The organism is Streptomyces sp. S.PNR 29 (genome assembly GCF_030386795.1).
Lineage (GTDB): Bacteria > Actinomycetota > Actinomycetes > Streptomycetales > Streptomycetaceae > Streptomyces.
The window spans coordinates 71995-86042 of record NZ_JANUQM010000012.1 but is presented as its reverse complement, the minus strand read 5'-3'; the positions used below and the strand labels follow the sequence as shown (position 1 = coordinate 86042).

The 14048-nt window shown below is 71.3% G+C and carries 17 protein-coding genes; 6 read left to right on the top strand and 11 right to left on the bottom strand.

The features are described from left to right. The first annotated feature begins 9 nt into the window (after nucleotides 1-9). Nucleotides 10-1080 carry an adenosine deaminase gene (locus NW895_RS29075; RefSeq protein WP_289939260.1) on the top strand — a complete coding sequence of 357 codons (1071 nt, stop codon included), beginning with the start codon at nucleotides 10-12 and terminating at the stop codon, nucleotides 1078-1080. Here the strand turns inward: NW895_RS29075 and NW895_RS29070 are convergent. Together NW895_RS29070 and NW895_RS29065 are read right to left on the bottom strand one after the other, a co-directional pair. Beyond that, nucleotides 1062-1577 carry a DinB family protein gene (locus NW895_RS29070; RefSeq protein WP_289939258.1) on the bottom strand — a complete coding sequence of 172 codons (516 nt, stop codon included), beginning with the start codon at nucleotides 1575-1577 and terminating at the stop codon, nucleotides 1062-1064. The two genes, NW895_RS29075 and NW895_RS29070, sit on opposite strands and share 19 nt — an antisense overlap. Before the next feature lie 213 nt (nucleotides 1578-1790). Then, nucleotides 1791-2708, bottom strand: coding sequence for a LysR substrate-binding domain-containing protein (locus NW895_RS29065; protein ID WP_289939256.1), 918 nt, complete (start codon nucleotides 2706-2708; stop codon nucleotides 1791-1793). A 150-nt stretch (nucleotides 2709-2858) separates the two neighbouring features. Between NW895_RS29065 and mgrA the strand changes: the two genes are divergently transcribed. Both mgrA and NW895_RS29055 read left to right on the top strand, forming a co-directional pair. Continuing rightward, nucleotides 2859-3851, top strand: coding sequence for an L-glyceraldehyde 3-phosphate reductase (gene mgrA / locus NW895_RS29060; RefSeq protein WP_289939254.1), 993 nt, complete (start codon nucleotides 2859-2861; stop codon nucleotides 3849-3851). A 277-nt stretch (nucleotides 3852-4128) separates the two neighbouring features. Then, nucleotides 4129-4539 (top strand): hypothetical protein, encoded by a 411-nt coding sequence (locus NW895_RS29055; RefSeq protein WP_289939253.1) that lies wholly within the window; start codon nucleotides 4129-4131, stop codon nucleotides 4537-4539. A gap of 113 nt (nucleotides 4540-4652) precedes the next feature. On the opposite strand, the gene NW895_RS29050 is transcribed toward NW895_RS29055, so the two are convergent. From NW895_RS29050 to NW895_RS29035, 4 genes are all read right to left on the bottom strand, one after another. Beyond that, nucleotides 4653-5087: a nuclear transport factor 2 family protein gene (locus NW895_RS29050; RefSeq protein WP_289939544.1), complete on the bottom strand. Its 435-nt coding sequence runs from the start codon at nucleotides 5085-5087 to the stop codon at nucleotides 4653-4655. A 44-nt stretch (nucleotides 5088-5131) separates the two neighbouring features. Then, nucleotides 5132-6427, bottom strand: a complete 1296-nt coding sequence (locus NW895_RS29045) for a streptophobe family protein (protein ID WP_289939252.1) — start codon at nucleotides 6425-6427, stop codon at nucleotides 5132-5134. Nucleotides 6428-6633: 206 nt separating this feature from the next. Beyond that, nucleotides 6634-7050, bottom strand: a complete 417-nt coding sequence (locus NW895_RS29040; protein ID WP_289939251.1) for a PRC-barrel domain-containing protein — start codon at nucleotides 7048-7050, stop codon at nucleotides 6634-6636. Then, on the bottom strand, nucleotides 7047-7631 hold the full coding sequence (locus NW895_RS29035) for a PRC-barrel domain-containing protein (protein WP_289939249.1): 585 nt from the start codon (nucleotides 7629-7631) through the stop codon (nucleotides 7047-7049). The genes NW895_RS29040 and NW895_RS29035 overlap by 4 nt, the downstream gene beginning before the upstream one ends. 319 nt (nucleotides 7632-7950) lie before the next feature. On the opposite strand from NW895_RS29035, the gene NW895_RS29030 reads away from it, so the two are divergent. Next, nucleotides 7951-8406: an ATP-binding protein gene (locus NW895_RS29030; RefSeq protein ID WP_289939248.1), complete on the top strand. Its 456-nt coding sequence runs from the start codon at nucleotides 7951-7953 to the stop codon at nucleotides 8404-8406. A gap of 102 nt (nucleotides 8407-8508) precedes the next feature. On the opposite strand, the gene NW895_RS29025 is transcribed toward NW895_RS29030, so the two are convergent. Beyond that, complete coding sequence (locus tag NW895_RS29025) at nucleotides 8509-9396, bottom strand: RNA polymerase sigma factor SigF (protein WP_289939247.1); 888 nt, start codon at nucleotides 9394-9396, stop codon at nucleotides 8509-8511. A gap of 275 nt (nucleotides 9397-9671) precedes the next feature. Here NW895_RS29025 and NW895_RS29020 point away from each other — a divergent pair, with 275 nt between their 5' ends. Then, nucleotides 9672-10070, top strand: coding sequence for a helix-turn-helix transcriptional regulator (locus tag NW895_RS29020; protein ID WP_289939246.1), 399 nt, complete (start codon nucleotides 9672-9674; stop codon nucleotides 10068-10070). A 7-nt stretch (nucleotides 10071-10077) separates the two neighbouring features. On the opposite strand, the gene NW895_RS29015 is transcribed toward NW895_RS29020, so the two are convergent. Continuing rightward, the gene (locus tag NW895_RS29015) at nucleotides 10078-10680 is read right to left on the bottom strand and encodes an ATP-dependent Clp protease proteolytic subunit (protein ID WP_289939245.1); all 603 of its coding nucleotides are present in this window, start codon (nucleotides 10678-10680) and stop codon (nucleotides 10078-10080) included. Nucleotides 10681-10682: 2 nt separating this feature from the next. Beyond that, a complete protein-coding gene (locus NW895_RS29010; RefSeq protein ID WP_289939244.1) occupies nucleotides 10683-11336 on the bottom strand; it encodes an ATP-dependent Clp protease proteolytic subunit in 654 nt (217 codons plus the stop codon). Between the two features lie 301 nt (nucleotides 11337-11637). Between NW895_RS29010 and NW895_RS29005 the strand changes: the two genes are divergently transcribed. Next, complete coding sequence (locus tag NW895_RS29005; RefSeq protein ID WP_289939242.1) at nucleotides 11638-12120, top strand: VOC family protein; 483 nt, start codon at nucleotides 11638-11640, stop codon at nucleotides 12118-12120. Nucleotides 12121-12151: 31 nt separating this feature from the next. Here NW895_RS29005 and NW895_RS29000 read toward each other — a convergent pair whose 3' ends face one another. Beyond that, nucleotides 12152-13045: an aminoglycoside phosphotransferase family protein gene (locus NW895_RS29000; protein ID WP_289939240.1), complete on the bottom strand. Its 894-nt coding sequence runs from the start codon at nucleotides 13043-13045 to the stop codon at nucleotides 12152-12154. A 17-nt stretch (nucleotides 13046-13062) separates the two neighbouring features. Then, a complete protein-coding gene (locus NW895_RS28995) occupies nucleotides 13063-13965 on the bottom strand; it encodes an SGNH/GDSL hydrolase family protein (RefSeq protein ID WP_289939239.1) in 903 nt (300 codons plus the stop codon). Between the last annotated feature and the right edge of the window lie 83 nt (nucleotides 13966-14048).

The window sequence follows — 14048 nt, the reverse complement described above, 5'->3', positions numbered from 1 at the left end:
AACACGCACATGACCGCGCCCCGCATCGACACCGACACCCTCCGCCGGCTGCCCAAGGCCGTGCTGCACGACCACCTCGACGGCGGCCTGCGCCCCGCCACCGTGGTGGAGCTCGCGGACGCGGTCGGCCACCCCCTGCCCACCACCGACCCGGACGAGCTGGCCGCCTGGTACGTCGAGGCCGCCGACTCCGGTGACCTGGTCCGTTACATAGCCACCTTCGAGCACACCCTCGCCGTGATGCAGACCCGTGAGGGCCTGCTGCGCACCGCCGAGGAGTACGTCCTCGACCTCGCCTGTGACGGTGTCGTCTACGGCGAGGTCCGCTACGCCCCGGAGCTGATGACCAAGGGCGGGCTGGCCCTGCCGGAGGTCGTCGAGGCCGTCCAGGAGGGATTGGCGGCGGGCATGGCGAAGGCTGCGGCCGCGGGCACCCCGGTCCGGGTCGGCACCCTGCTGTGCGGGATGCGGATGTTCGACCGCAGCCGGGAGGTCGCCGACCTGGCGGTCGCCTACCGCGACGCCGGTGTCCTCGGCTTCGACATCGCCGGCGCCGAGGACGGCTTCCCGCCCGCCGACCACCTCGCCGCCTTCGAACACCTGCGCCGCGAGAACGTGCCCTTCACCATCCACGCCGGCGAGGCCCACGGCCTGCCCAGCATCCACCAGGCCCTCCAGGTGTGCGGCGCCCAGCGGATCGGCCACGGGGTGCGCATCACCGACGACATAGTGGACGGAAAGCTCGGCCGCCTCGCCGGCTGGGTGCGCGATCGCCGTATCGCCCTGGAGATGTGCCCGACCTCCAACCTCCAGACCGGCGCCGCGACCTCGATCGCCGAGCACCCCATCACGGCCCTGAAGGACCTCGGCTTCCGCGTCACCCTCAACACCGACAACCGGCTGGTGTCGGGCACGACGATGACCCGCGAGATGTCCCTGCTGGTCGAAGAGGCCGGGTGGACGGCCGAGGACCTGCGCACGGTGACGGTGAACGCCCTGAAGAGCGCCTTCATCCCGTTCGACGAGCGCAACGCCCTGATCCGGGACGTGGTCCTGCCGGGCTACGAGTGGGTGCTCTGAACGAGCCCCCGCACATAGGCGGCCTGTCCGATGTGCTGCAGATCGTCGGACAGGACGCTGACCAGCCGTACGCCCAAGGTGACGGGCGGATCCCAGTTGTCGTCCACGACGCGCTCCAGGTCCTTGGCGGTCAGCTGCCGCAGAGCCCCCAGGGTCTGCTCGTGGACGGCGTCGTAGTAGCCGGTCAGCAGGTCGGCGGAATCCACCCGCACCTTGCCGACCTTCGTCGAGCTGTGGCCGTACCCGGTGTCGTGGCGCGGCAGGCCGAGCCCGAAGCGTTTATCCCAGTCCTGTGACAGCCAGACCTGGTCGAGCTCGAAGGCGTCCGCGACATGGTCGTCCTGGACCCGGGTGAGATGCCAGACCAGCCAGGCGATGGAGTTGGCGTCATGGGAGGGACGCGCGTTGAGGTGGTCGGGGCCGAGGCCCTCGACGGTGGCATGGACTTCTTCCTGGATGCGGCCGTAGCCGTCGATGAGGATGTCCTTCGCGTACATACGTCCACCATCGCGCATCGCACCCCGTCATGCGCCCGGAACCCGGCTCCCGGGGCAGCCCGGGCGGCCAGGGTTGCGCACGTGGGCGACGGCGCATCGGCCGCGCCGCGCAGCACGTTCCGTCGTGTGGGGTCCGCCATCGTCATGGTCCCTTCTCCCGACCGCGGTTGGGTCGCGGGGACGGTCAGGAGAGTGCGGCGGAGGACGGCCGGGTCAGGAGGCCCGGGCCTCCTCCCGGGCTGTCGCCGGACCCCCTGTCTGTTCCATCAGCGCCATCAGCGCCCGCGCCGCCGGGCTCGTGGCCTGCGGGGGCGGCAGCATGGCGACCGTCTCGTACACCGTCTCGCCGGTGCCCTTCACCGGCAGGGCGGTCAGTGATGCGCGCTTGTGCGCGAAGTGCCGGGGGACGACGGCGATGCCCAGGTTCTCGTCCACCAGATCGAGCAGACTGTGCACGTCGTTCACCTCCAGCGCGACGCTGCGCCGCACGCCCGCCGCGGCGAACACGGCGTCGGTGGTGCGGCGCGGCCCCCAGTCCGGGTGGAAGTCGACGAACACCTCACCGCCCAGATCCTCCGGCGTGACGGCGGCGCCGACGGCCGCGAGCGGGTGGCTGGAGTGGCACAGCACCGTCATCGGCTCACTGGTCAGCGGTACGGACCTCAGCTGGTCGGTGTCCTCCTGTGTGCGCACCGCGAACGCCAGGTCCAGCCGCCCGGCCGCGACCTCCTCCGCCAGCGCGCCCGAGCCCGCCTGCCTCAGGCAGATCTCCACGTCCGGGTGCTGCCGCCGGAACGCCGCCAGCAGCCCCGCCACATGCACCCCGGCGATGCACTGCTCGGTGCCGAGCGCGAGCATGCCGCGCAGCACGCCCTGCACCGCGGCCACCGCCTCGTGGGCCGCCCGCACCTGCGCCAGGATCCGCTCCGCCTCACCCAGCAGCGCCCGTCCGGCCGGGGTGAGCGTCACCCGGCGGGTGGTCCGCACGAACAGCGGCGTCTGCAGCTCGCGCTCCAGCGCGCGGATCGAGGCCGACAGACCCGACTGCGACACCAGCAGCCGTTCGGCCGCCCGGGTGAAGTGCTGGTCCTCGGCGACAGCGACGAAGTGCTGGAGATGGCGCAGTTCCATGACTGAGAAGCGTATCCGCTGAATCCCATCGGATTCTTCTGTTGGACCACTGGCCGCAGGTCGCGAAAGAGTGGACCCCGGTTTCCCGGCCCCGGTGATCCGGACTTGTCCCGGACACGGTGCCCTCGTGCCAACCCCTCTGGAGTCGCGTTGTACACCGCACACCCCGATCGCTACGCGGACATGCCCTACCGGCGCACCGGACGCAGCGGCCTGAAGCTCCCCGCGCTCTCGCTCGGCCTGTGGCACAACTTCGGCCCGGACCGCCCCGTCGAGACCCAGCGCGCCATTCTGCGCCGCGCCTTCGACCTCGGCGTCACCCACTTCGACCTGGCCAACAACTACGGCCCGCCGCCGGGCGCCGCCGAGTCGGCCTTCGGTGAGGCGCTGAGGGCGGACTTCGCGGCGTACCGCGACGAGCTGATCATCTCCACCAAGGCCGGCTACCTGATGTGGCCCGGCCCGTACGGCGAGTGGGGCTCCCGCAAGTACCTGCTGTCCTCGCTCGACCAGAGCCTGAAGCGGATGGGCCTGGACTACGTCGACATCTTCTACTCGCACCGCCCCGACCCGGACACTCCTCTGGAGGAGACGATGGGCGCCCTGCACTCGGCGGTCCAGCAGGGCAAGGCGCTGTACGTCGGCGTCTCCAACTACTCCGCCGAGCAGACCCGCGAGGCCGCCCGCATCCTCGCCGACCTCGGCACCCCGCTCCTCATCCACCAGCCGCGCTACTCCATGCTCGACCGCCGCCCGGAGGACGAGGGCCTGCTGGACGCGCTGGACGAGCTCCAGGTCGGTTCCATCGTGTTCTCCCCGCTGGAGCAGGGGCTGCTCACCGCCCGCTACCTCGACGGCATCCCCGAGGGCTCGCGGGCCGCGAGCGACAGCCCCTTCCTGAACTCCGACGCGGTCACGGAGGATCTGGTGGGCAAGCTGCGCGCCCTGAACGACATCGCCACGTCGCGCGGCCAGACCCTGGCCCAGATGGCGCTGTCCTGGGTGCTGCGCGGCGGCCGCGTGACCTCCGCCCTCGTCGGTGCCAGCAGCGCGCAGCAGATGGAGGACAGCGTCGGGGCGATCCGCAACCTCGACTTCGACGCCGACGAGCTGGACCGGATCGACGCGGTGATCAAGTCGTAGGCCGCCCGCCCGGCGAAGCCGTGGGACGTCGCACGGCGATCAGGAACGGAGGCGGTCCCGGCAGGTACCACTGCTTTTCGGCCAACAAGGGCCGTGAATATGCCAGGAGACTGGCCGGAAAGCCGTGGTGACAGTGTTTCATTGGTGAACATACTCGACTGGAGAGCGCTTCACGTCGCGCGACAGCGTCCTCACGCTCAGCACGGAGCCGCAGCACACGAGCCGCACGGAGAGCGAGGCCGGCCGGCAGGCGAGCCATGCAACGGGGGAGTGAATCGTGCACGACGAGTTCCTGTGCCATGTCACCGCGTACGGCGTCTGCGGCGGCCGCCGCATCGGCGTACCCCTGGGAACCTACCGGGCTCCCACCCTCGCGTTGGCCCTGTGGTGGTTACGGGACCGCGCGTCCTGGATCGCCGAGCGCCTCGACCCGCAGCCCGACGCCGAGCACTTACCGTCCGGCGCGCTGGTCCCGGTCACCGACACCGTGCCCGACGTGCCCACCGTACTGCGCGCCTGGTGCGGCGACGTCGCCCAGCAGGAGCTGGTCGCCGAGGAGTTGGCCGCCGGACGGCTGGTACGCATCGCCACCAGCGACGACACCACCGAGTACGAACTGCTCGCCGAGTCGGTCGACGCCGTACGCATGCAGCGCATCCTCCCGGCGCTGGTCATGCCCGTCGCCTGAACCCCGCCCGTCACACCAGGCGCCCATGTGCGCGGATCCACCCACGTCGTCCCGCAGCACGCGATGCCCGCGCGGGAGGCCGCCGCCCGGACTCGCCCGCCTCCCGGAGGGAGCTAGGACCCGCCGTTCCCGCGCCGCTCCTGGCCCAGGCCGCCCAGCGGCGCGCGCCGTGCCGAGACCTTCCGGTGGCAGATCCGCCAGCCCGCCTCGACGCGGACCACGGTGTCCTCGTACGTCACGGACCCGCACGAGCCGTCCGCCATCACCCCCAGCCCCTTGGACCGGGCGAGGACCCGGCCGTCGGCCACCTCCTCGATCACCACGTTGGTGACGTGGTGCGCGACCGGATTGGCGGCGCCCAGCGCCAAGGCCGCCTGCTTCAGGGCGGCCAGCCCGGTGACCGGCCCCTGAGCGACGTCTGACAGGTCGTAGACCACGTCCGGAGTGAACACCTCCTGGCAGCGGTCCAGCTCCCCCTCGTCGACCAGGTGCCCGTGCAGGGCGATCAACTCGGTGATGGCCAGGCGGTCTTCGAGAGCCAACGCCATGTTCTGCCCTTCCCTCGACTCGGCGTACACTCCCCTGCCCGACGTCATCGCTGCCATTCCTTTCCGGCCCGGCCCTTACGGCTCACCGTCCGCGCCAGCAGCGCCCCGAGAAAGCCGATGACCAGACCCCACAACAGGGCCAGTCCGAGAGCGGTCCACCACTGCGGTCTGAGAAACAGGTCCCCGGACAGGAAGCCCAGGTCGCCGATACCCAGCACCGACAGGCCGTAGTGCGCGGAGATCCGGCCGACGAGGCAGATCATGAGCACCGTGAGGGTGAGCGCGACCGCCATGTGCACCGCGTGCTGCCACGCCCGCATCCCGGCGGGGGACCGCGCCGCCATCACGAAGGCGGCGGCCAGCAACAGCACCGCGTCGACGACCACCAGCCACCACACCCGGCCGTCGTACTCGGCGAGCGTGCCCAGATTCAGCTCGGAGACCTCCGGCCCGCGCAGCACCTCGTCGAGCACGTGCGGCATGGGCAGCGCGAACGGCCCCTGCACCCTGCCGTTCCAGGTGGCGCCGAGACCGATCGTGAGCGCCAGCCACACCAGGTTCGGCAGGCCGAGCAGAATCAGGGCGAACGTCTCCGCCGCGTAGTCCCGCGTCGCCGCGACGACCAGCGCGACGACGAGGCCCAGGACCACGTACGCCAGCAGCAGCGCGACCATCGCGTACGCCGCCGGCCGCACCGACGTCTGCAACGGCACCAGCCGCCCGGGCAGCGGGGCACCGCGTGACACCAGCAGGGCCAGGACCAGTACGCCCGCCAGCCACAGCAGGCCGAAGACCAGCGTCAGCGGCACGTCGGTGGTGAAGCCCACCTCGGGGGAGATGCCGAACAGGTCGCCCAGGTCCTCCAGTTCGCCGCCGACGGAGATGGCGAAGGTCTGCCGGGCGGCGAGCGCCACCCCGAGCAGGCCGAGCAGCCACAGGACCGCGATCCTCGCGGCCCAGCCGGCCAGCTCCGCGGTGCCGGCCTCCGCCCGGTGGCGCAGCGGCCGCAGGAAGCCCCAGGCGGTCACCAGTGCCCCGGCGAGCGTGACCGACAGGGGGATCACGGTCAGCCCGACATCGGTCTCGGCCAGGGCTCCGGCATTGCCGGAGAGCTCGATCGAGCCCCCGACGGCGGTGACGACGGTCGCCGCGACGACCCGGGGAAACGCGTTGTCGGGGAGGTCCGTGGCGCCTGCCGCCCACAGTCCGAGTGACGCCACGACCCCCATGGTGACCAGCCCGGCGAGCACCGTGAGGAGAGCCTGCACCCACCCGTGGCGGGCGACCGCCTGGGCGGAGTGGCGGGTGACTGCCCGGTCGGAGGGTGTTTGCGAACTCACGCTGCCACGCTAAGCAGCACCAGGACGGTGCGCCTGCCGGGAGGGCCGTCCGCGCCCGCGCGCGATCGGCTCGCCCACGCCACGGGACCGGGGCACACCACGGCCGCTGCGGTTCCGGGCCGGCCGCGCGCTCGCGAGGTACTCCTTCGGACGGGGGTCAGGAGGGGCCCCCGACCCGTTCACCGGGTCCTCCCCGGCCACCTGACTCAGTCGGCCCGGACGACCAGGGCGTGGTCGCCGAGACCCAGCAGGCGATCCGCCGGCAGTTCGTCGAGCGCCGTGAGGACGGTCAGGACGCGGCCGGTGGCCGGATCGAACGCCACGTCCTGGACCGTGCCGCGCTCGTCGCCCGTCTCGGCCAGAACCCTGCGGCCCAGCACCTCGTGGCCGGGCGGCGGTTCGACCGCGTCGGCCGTCGAGCGGACGAGGACGGCGTCGGCGCCCACCGCGTGCAGGGCGTCCCAGGCCAGCACCGTGTCCCTGCGGGGCCGTTTGCCGTGAACGCGGACATGGGTGACCGTCCCCGAGGCCGCGTCGACGGCCAGGGACGTCACCACACCGAGCTCGGCCGCCTCGGTCAGCGTCACCACCGGCAGGCCCTTGACCTGAGAGAACAGCATCACTGCAGCGAGTCCTTGCGGGAGTCGTGGAAGGCACCCACACGGGCGATGAAAGTCGGCAGGTCCTCGGCGACGTACCGGGTGGCGTCCGCCGGGATGACCAGTGCCCGGCCGGAGACGGCGAAGGTCTCCCCACGCGGCACGTACACCCTGCGCCGGTGACGTCTCGAGCCCTCCACGAGCGCCTTGCTCGCGGCGATCCGGAAGCCGACGACACGGCCGCTGGTGCCGCCCTCCACGACCACGTCGAGCACCGTGCCGACCTCGGCGCCCTCGTCCGTCAGCACCTCGGCCCCCAGCACCCGCCCCTGCCGGGCCTCCCGGCGTGCCACCACCACCGCCGTCTCGACCAGGGCCGACCGGTCGCGGACCATGACCGCGTCATGGCCCAGCGAGTGCACCCCGGACCAGGGCAGGCTCTGCTTCAGCGGACCCGCCAGCAGGCCCCGTCCGCTGAGGGTGAAGCCGGTGACACGTCCGGCGGAGTCGTCGAAGACGGTGTCCTTGACCTGGGCGACCGCGTCCCCGCCCAGCGTGACCACCGGCAGGGTCGTGAGGCTCCGCGCGGCCATCAGCTCGTTCATCGCATGCCCCTTCCGCCGACCCGGCGCCCGCGACGTACCGCGATCACCGTTCCCGAACGCCTGCGGGCCTGTACGCCCAGCGCGAGCAGCGCCACAGCGGCCACCGCCGCGATCACCACGACCAACCACACCCACCAGGCCACCGTCCACCTCCGGCGTCGCGGCCCGGGCTGCCCCAGACGGCTCCCGGTGTCTTCCGGGTGCCCCGCCCGGCTGTGACGATGCCCGCGGCACGGGTCACGGGACTGCGCGGCCCGGCTCGGGGTACGAGCACTGGTGCAGCAGCGTCCGGCCAGTCCGGCGTCCTAGAGAGAAACGCATGATCGAGCACCTGGACGGGGCAGTGATACCGACTGGTTTCGACGTGCCCGTGGAACCGCTACGGCGGGCGGCGCACTACACCGGCGAGGCAGGATGCATAGCCGAGGCACGGTCCTTCGCCGCGCACTTCCTGGACCAGCTCAGGACCGAGTGGTGCGCCACGATCGGCGACCGGGCCGACGGCGCGGTCCAGCTCGTGGTCAGCGAACTGGTCACGAACGCCGACCGGCACAGCAACGGGCCGTACATCCTGGAGCTGGAGGGTACGGACGCCTCGGTGGCGGTGTCCGTCTACGACAGCAGCGCCGCACTGCCCCGGACCTTCCCCCGCGACCCCGAACGCATCGGCAGGCACGGCCTGGAGATCGTCCACGCCCTGGCCCAGGAGGTCAGCGTCGAGCTGGTGCCGGTCGGAAAGCGCGTGCGCGCAGTGGTGGAACTGAACGGCGGGTGAGCCGCGCGGCCGACTCCTCGTTCGCCAGGACACAAATGCCGCCCCACATCTGATGTGGGGCGGCACCCATGTGCCGGTGGGCCGGGCCCGGCCGGTTCCTGCTCAGGCGCAGCCGAGCTCGCCCAGCATGCCCTCACGCAGCCGCGTGATGATCCGCTTGATCAGCCGGGAGACGTGCATCTGCGAGCAGCCGAGCTGTTCCCCGATCTCCGCCTGCGTGGCCTCCTCGACGAACCGCATATGGATGATCCGCCGATCGCGTTCGCTGAGTTCGGCCATGAGCGGGGCGAGCGAGTGGAAGTCCTCCACGAGCCGCAGCCCGTCCTCCTCGACGCCGATGAAGTCGGCGAGGACCGCCTCGCCGTTCTCGGGCCCGTCACCGGTGAGCGCGGCGTCCAGCGACGCGGAGTTGTACCCGTTGGAGGCGATCTGCGCCTCGATCACCTCTTTCTCGCTGATGTTCATCAGCGTGGCCAGCTCGGCGACCGTCGGCTCGCGGTCGAGGCGGCTGGCGAGCTCCTCGCGGGCCTTGGCCAGCTCCACGCGCAGCTCCTGCAGCCGCCGCGGCACGTGCACGGCCCAGGTGGTGTCACGGAAGAAGCGCTTGATCTCACCGACGATGTACGGCAGCGCGAAGGAGGTGAACTCGACCTCTCGCGCCAGCTCGAACCGGTCGATCGCCTTGATCAGGCCGATCATGCCCGTTTGGACGATGTCCTCCATGTCGTCGCCACGGCCGCGGAAACGGCCGGCCGCGAACCGCACGAGCGACATGTTCATCTCGATGAGCGTGTTGCGCGCGTACTGGTACTCGTGCGTGCCTTCTTCCAGTTCCGTCAGGCGCTGGAAGAACTGTCGGGACAGCTCCCGTGCGTCCCGCGGCGCCACACTCCTCGGGTCCACGACTCCCGGCAGTGGTTCGTCACCCGCCCTGGTCCCGGCGGTCTGCTCGACGACCTGTGCCTCCGACCGGATCACGGCGGTGTCCATTACCTCTCCCACGAAAGTCACGGTGCTGACGTCTCCCTGAGCTCTCTCGCGGTTGCGGGTACCCAGGTCGTGGCCGACCATGCTCACCGTCCGACCGCACGGCCGAAATCGGTGGAGCTTCTGGTGATATGTTCGGTTTTGCCCCCACAGGATATCTGTATGCACCGGCGGTTGACACCTGGTGACGCAACTCTGCACGGTGATTCCACTCAGGGCAGAACGCTGATCCCTTCTTTCTCCGTTCCCTTCCGGGGCACGGCTCCTAGGCTGAAGTGGTGAGCAACCAAGCGCCGAACGAAGCCCGCGTCATCCCCCTGCGTCCGCCGGCCACGCGCCCGCAGCCCGGCCCGGGGGCCCGCCCCGCCCCCAGGGAACCGCTGTGGCGGGACCTGGTCGGCGACGTCCTGCGCCGCGAACGCCTCGCGCAGGAACGCACCTTGAAGGACGTCGCCGAGGCCGCCCGCATCTCCATGCCGTACCTGTCGGAGGTGGAACGCGGCCGCAAGGAGGCCTCGTCGGAGGTTCTCGCGGCCGCCGCCCAGGCCCTCGGCCTGAGCCTGCAGGACCTGCTGGCGCGGGCCCACGGCCGCCTCACCCGGCTCACCACACGGCACCCGAACCACGGCCGCAGCACATCCACTCCCCGGTACGACGGAATGTGCCTGGCCGCCTGACCGGCCGTCAGAGGCCGACGAGGCGGCGGCCCAGCACCTCGTCGGCCAGCCCGTACGCCACCGCCTCCTGCGCGGTGAACACCTTGTCGCGGTCCATGTCCGCGCGCAGCGTCGCCACGTCGTGGTGCGTGTGCCGCGACAGCACCTCCTCGACCTGGGAGCGGATCCGCACCATCTCCTTGGCCTGGAGCGCCAGATCGGAGACCATGCCGCGGCTGCCCCCGGTGGCGGGCTGCCCCAGCAGCACCCGCGCGTGCTCCAGCACGAACCGCCGCCCGGGGTCCCCGCCCGCCAGCAGCACGGCCGCCGTGGAGGCCGCCTGCCCGACGCAGAACGTCGAGATGGGTGCCTGCACGAACGTCATCGTGTCGTAGATCGCCATCAGCGAAGTGAACGAGCCGCCGGGGGAGTTGATGTAGATCGCGATCTCGCTCTCCGGAGCCGCCGACTCCAGATGGAGGAGTTGCGCGATGACGACGTTGGCGACGCCGTCGTCGATCTCGGTGCCGAGGAAGATGATCCGCTCGGCCAGCAGCCGGCTGTACACGTCGTAGGACCGCTCGCCCTGCGGGGTGCGCTCGACGACGTTCGGAATCGTGTACGTCCCCATGCCTAGAGCCCCATCCGTCGCTTCGACGCGGCCGGGCGGACGTCCGCGAGGGACTCCACGACCCGGTCCACCATGCCGTACTCCCTGGCCTCCTCGGCCGTGAACCAGCGGTCGCGGTCGCCGTCCCGGGAGATGGTCTCGGGGGTCTGCCCGGTGTGCTCGGCGGTGATGCGCTCGATGGTCCTCTTGGTGAACTCCAGGTTTTCCGCCTGGATCTCGATGTCGGCGGTGGTTCCGCCGATGCCCGCGGAGGGCTGGTGCATCATGATCCGCGCGTTCGGCAGGGCGTAGCGCTTGCCGTGCGTGCCGACGCTGAGCAGGAACTGGCCCATGCTGGCCGCGAAGCCCATGGCGAGCGTGGAGACGTCGTTGGGGATCAGCCGCATCGTGTCGTAGATGGCCAGTCCCGCGTGCACGGAGCCGCCGGGGCTGTTGATGTACAGGCTGATGTCGGTGCGCGGGTCCTCCGCGGACAGGATCAGCAGCTGGGCGCAGACCCGGTTCGCGGAGACCTCGTCGACCTGGGTGCCCAGCAGGACGATGCGCTGCGCGAGCAGTTGGGCGGCCAGGTGGTCGTCGAACCGGGTCGGAGGGGTGTCGCCCTCCTCGGCCCGGGGCAGCAGGGCCGGCACCGGGCCGGTGGTGAGTGGAGACATCGGCGCTCCTTGTCGAGTCGTCGAGGCTGGTGGTACGCGGCTGATGTGCACCGCGCTCCCCACTCTCGGCCGGGGACGGCCCCCGCCGGGGATTTCTCTGCCCGCAGCCGATCTGCTGCGGGCAGAGCGGTCGGCCGGCCCGGCGGGGCCAGGCCCTGCGACGCCGGGATGATCCAAACGACAGGGCCTAGGTGGGCGCGGCCGTCCGGGTGACTCGTAGGAACAGCTCGCCCGACCGATGAGTTCCGCGGCGTGGACCGGTCGACACTGATGACCGCGTTCCACGCCCCAGGAGGTACTCATGACCACCGACGGTTTCACCACGTGTCTCTGGTTCGACGGCCAGGCCGAGGAAGCCGCGCACCATTACGTCTCGGTCTTCAAGGACTCCAGCCTCGGGCGGGTCGTCCGCTACGGCGAGGCCGGCCCGGGACCGGCCGGGTCCGTGCTGACCGTGGAGTTCACGGCCAACGGGCAGAAGTTCGTCGCGCTCAACGGCGGCCCGGAGTTCAAGTTCACCGAGGCGATCTCCTTCCAGATCCTCTGTGAGAACCAGGAGGAGATCGACTACTACTGGACCAGGCTCACCGACGGCGGCGGGGAGCCGGGCCCTTGCGGCTGGCTCAAGGACAAGTACGGCGTGTCCTGGCAGGTCGTCCCGAGCGTTCTGATCGACATGATCAGCGACCCCGACCAGGAGAAGGCGGCCCGCGCGACCAAAGCCATGCTCGCGATGGGCAAGCTCGACATCGCCCCCCTGGAGAAGGCGTACGCGGGCGAGTGACGCACCCGGGAGAGCGGCGGCCCGTCCGCCGCTACTCCTTCTCTGCCAGGATCTCCCTGATCACATACCGGGAGTTCTCCGCCACCGGCGGATTGGTCACCCAGTAGTAGGGCAGCGCGATGAGCGCGATCGACAGTGCCCAGCCCCGCCCGCGCGCCCACTCGGCGTCGTCGGCGCCCACGGCCTCGCGGAAGGCGCCGCGCACCGCCGCGGGGAGCAGGTTCCAGGCCACGATCAGATCGGCGGCCGGGTCGCCCACGCCGGCGGCGCCGAAATCGATCACGGCGCAGAGCCGCCCCTCGCGGACCAGCAGGTTCCCGGGCATCAGGTCGCCATGGGCCCAGACCGGCGGCCCGGAGTACTGAGGGACGCGCAGCGCCTCCTCCCACAGCGCTGTCGCCGCCGCCGTGTCGACCCCCCTTCCCTCCAGCTGGGCGATGGCCTCACGCGTCAGCGTGTCCCGCGTCGCCAGCGGGACGCCCCGGTAGCCCGTCGGCCCGCCCACGGGGTCGATCCGGCGCAGGGCGCGGATGAACGCCGCCAGGTCCTTCGCGAGCAGCTCGGCCTGATCGAGGGAGCCGACGACCGGATTCCGGCCGTCCAGCCAGCCGTACACCGACCAGGGCCACGCGAAACCCTCGCCGGGACCGCCCTCGGCCAGCGGCTCGGGCGTGGCGAAGGGCAGGTGCGGTCCGAGCCGGGGCAGCCATCGCTGCTCGTGCTCCACGCTGTCGACCGCACCGGGGTGCCGGGGGAGCCGTACCACCAGGTCCGTACCCAGCCGGAACATGGCGTTCTCGGTCCCGGAGGACTCCAGGCGCTGCACGGGCAGACCGGCCCACTGAGGGAACTGCCCGGCGATCAGCCGCCGGACGAGGTGGTCGTCGATGTCCACCTCGTTCTCGCGCATCTTCATGGCACACATGCGGCCCATCTCAGCGCTCAACTCACGGCCTGTCGAACGCTTTTCGTGATTTCGCGGGCGATGCGCAGGATCCCGGGGGAGCGGACCGGGCAGGGCTTCGGCGTCGATGTCGTGGGCGCGAGGCAGAAGTGCAGGTAGTCGTCGTCGCGATGGAGCGCGGTCCGGTCCCGGCCCGGCTGGGTGCAGTAGTCGGGGTGGGCGCGCTCGTAGGCGGTGCACGGCAGGTGCTGTGTCCATGTGTAGCGGGCCGAGGCCGGGCTCACCGCCCTCCCGGCGTCGGCGACGCGGTCGCCCGATGCGGCGGCCTGCCGCTCGTACAGCGCGTTCACTTCGCGGACCCGGTCGGGGGTGATGGGGTCCGGGCCCTGCAGCACCCAGACGATGCGCGGGCGGTGGGATCCGCCGGCCGTCGTGATCTGCTCGGTGAGCTTCCGCGCGTCGGCCTCGTACCGTTCGAAGTACTTCTTCCGGGAGGCGTCGTACGTGATCCCGTCCATGCACGGCGTGTATCCCCAGGCGTTGCCCCAGAACTGCAGCACCACGACGTCCGGGCGCAGCGCCCGCACCAGGGCGGCCGCCTTGTCCCCGGCCGGTACGAGGGACCGCTCGGCCGTGCCCTCCAGGTAGTCGCACAGGGTGGTGCCCGAGTAGGGGGCGCTGGTGTACTCCGCCTTGAGGTCCTTGCGGAGTTCCTGCCCGAGGACCTTCTGGTTCTCCATGGCGAGCGAGTCGCCGAGGTACAGCACGGCCGGGGGCTTCGCCGGGGCGCTCGGGGAGGCGGCGGCCCGCTGGTGGGTGGTGGCCGACGCGCTCGGCGCGGTGGGCTCCCGGGGCGGCCCCTCGGGCCCGGACGACGGATCGCCGCATGCGCCGAGCAGCGCCCCGGCGACCAGTACCCCCACGATCCACGGCTTGCGCATACGGCAACTCCCGCCCCGGCCACCGAAACGGCTCCCCAGGCAAGCACAGCCGGGCCCGAGGGGGAAGACACCCGTCGGCCAGG

Bases quoted from the DNA above. Each gene is read 5' to 3' on its own strand.
- NW895_RS29075 (WP_289939260.1), top strand. From the start codon at position 10: ATGACCGCGCCCCGCATCGACACCGACACCCTCCGCCGGCTGCCCAAG.
- NW895_RS29070 (WP_289939258.1), bottom strand. From the start codon at position 1,577: ATGTACGCGAAGGACATCCTCATCGACGGCTACGGCCGCATCCAGGAA.
- NW895_RS29065 (WP_289939256.1), bottom strand. From the start codon at position 2,708: ATGGAACTGCGCCATCTCCAGCACTTCGTCGCTGTCGCCGAGGACCAG.
- NW895_RS29050 (WP_289939544.1), bottom strand. From the start codon at position 5,087: ATGGCGTTGGCTCTCGAAGACCGCCTGGCCATCACCGAGTTGATCGCC.
- NW895_RS29035 (WP_289939249.1), bottom strand. From the start codon at position 7,631: ATGAACGAGCTGATGGCCGCGCGGAGCCTCACGACCCTGCCGGTGGTC.
- NW895_RS29030 (WP_289939248.1), top strand. From the start codon at position 7,951: ATGATCGAGCACCTGGACGGGGCAGTGATACCGACTGGTTTCGACGTG.
- NW895_RS29025 (WP_289939247.1), bottom strand. From the start codon at position 9,396: ATGGACACCGCCGTGATCCGGTCGGAGGCACAGGTCGTCGAGCAGACC.
- NW895_RS29015 (WP_289939245.1), bottom strand. From the start codon at position 10,680: ATGGGGACGTACACGATTCCGAACGTCGTCGAGCGCACCCCGCAGGGC.
- NW895_RS29010 (WP_289939244.1), bottom strand. From the start codon at position 11,336: ATGTCTCCACTCACCACCGGCCCGGTGCCGGCCCTGCTGCCCCGGGCC.
- NW895_RS29005 (WP_289939242.1), top strand. From the start codon at position 11,638: ATGACCACCGACGGTTTCACCACGTGTCTCTGGTTCGACGGCCAGGCC.
- NW895_RS29000 (WP_289939240.1), bottom strand. From the start codon at position 13,045: ATGTGTGCCATGAAGATGCGCGAGAACGAGGTGGACATCGACGACCAC.
- NW895_RS28995 (WP_289939239.1), bottom strand. From the start codon at position 13,965: ATGCGCAAGCCGTGGATCGTGGGGGTACTGGTCGCCGGGGCGCTGCTC.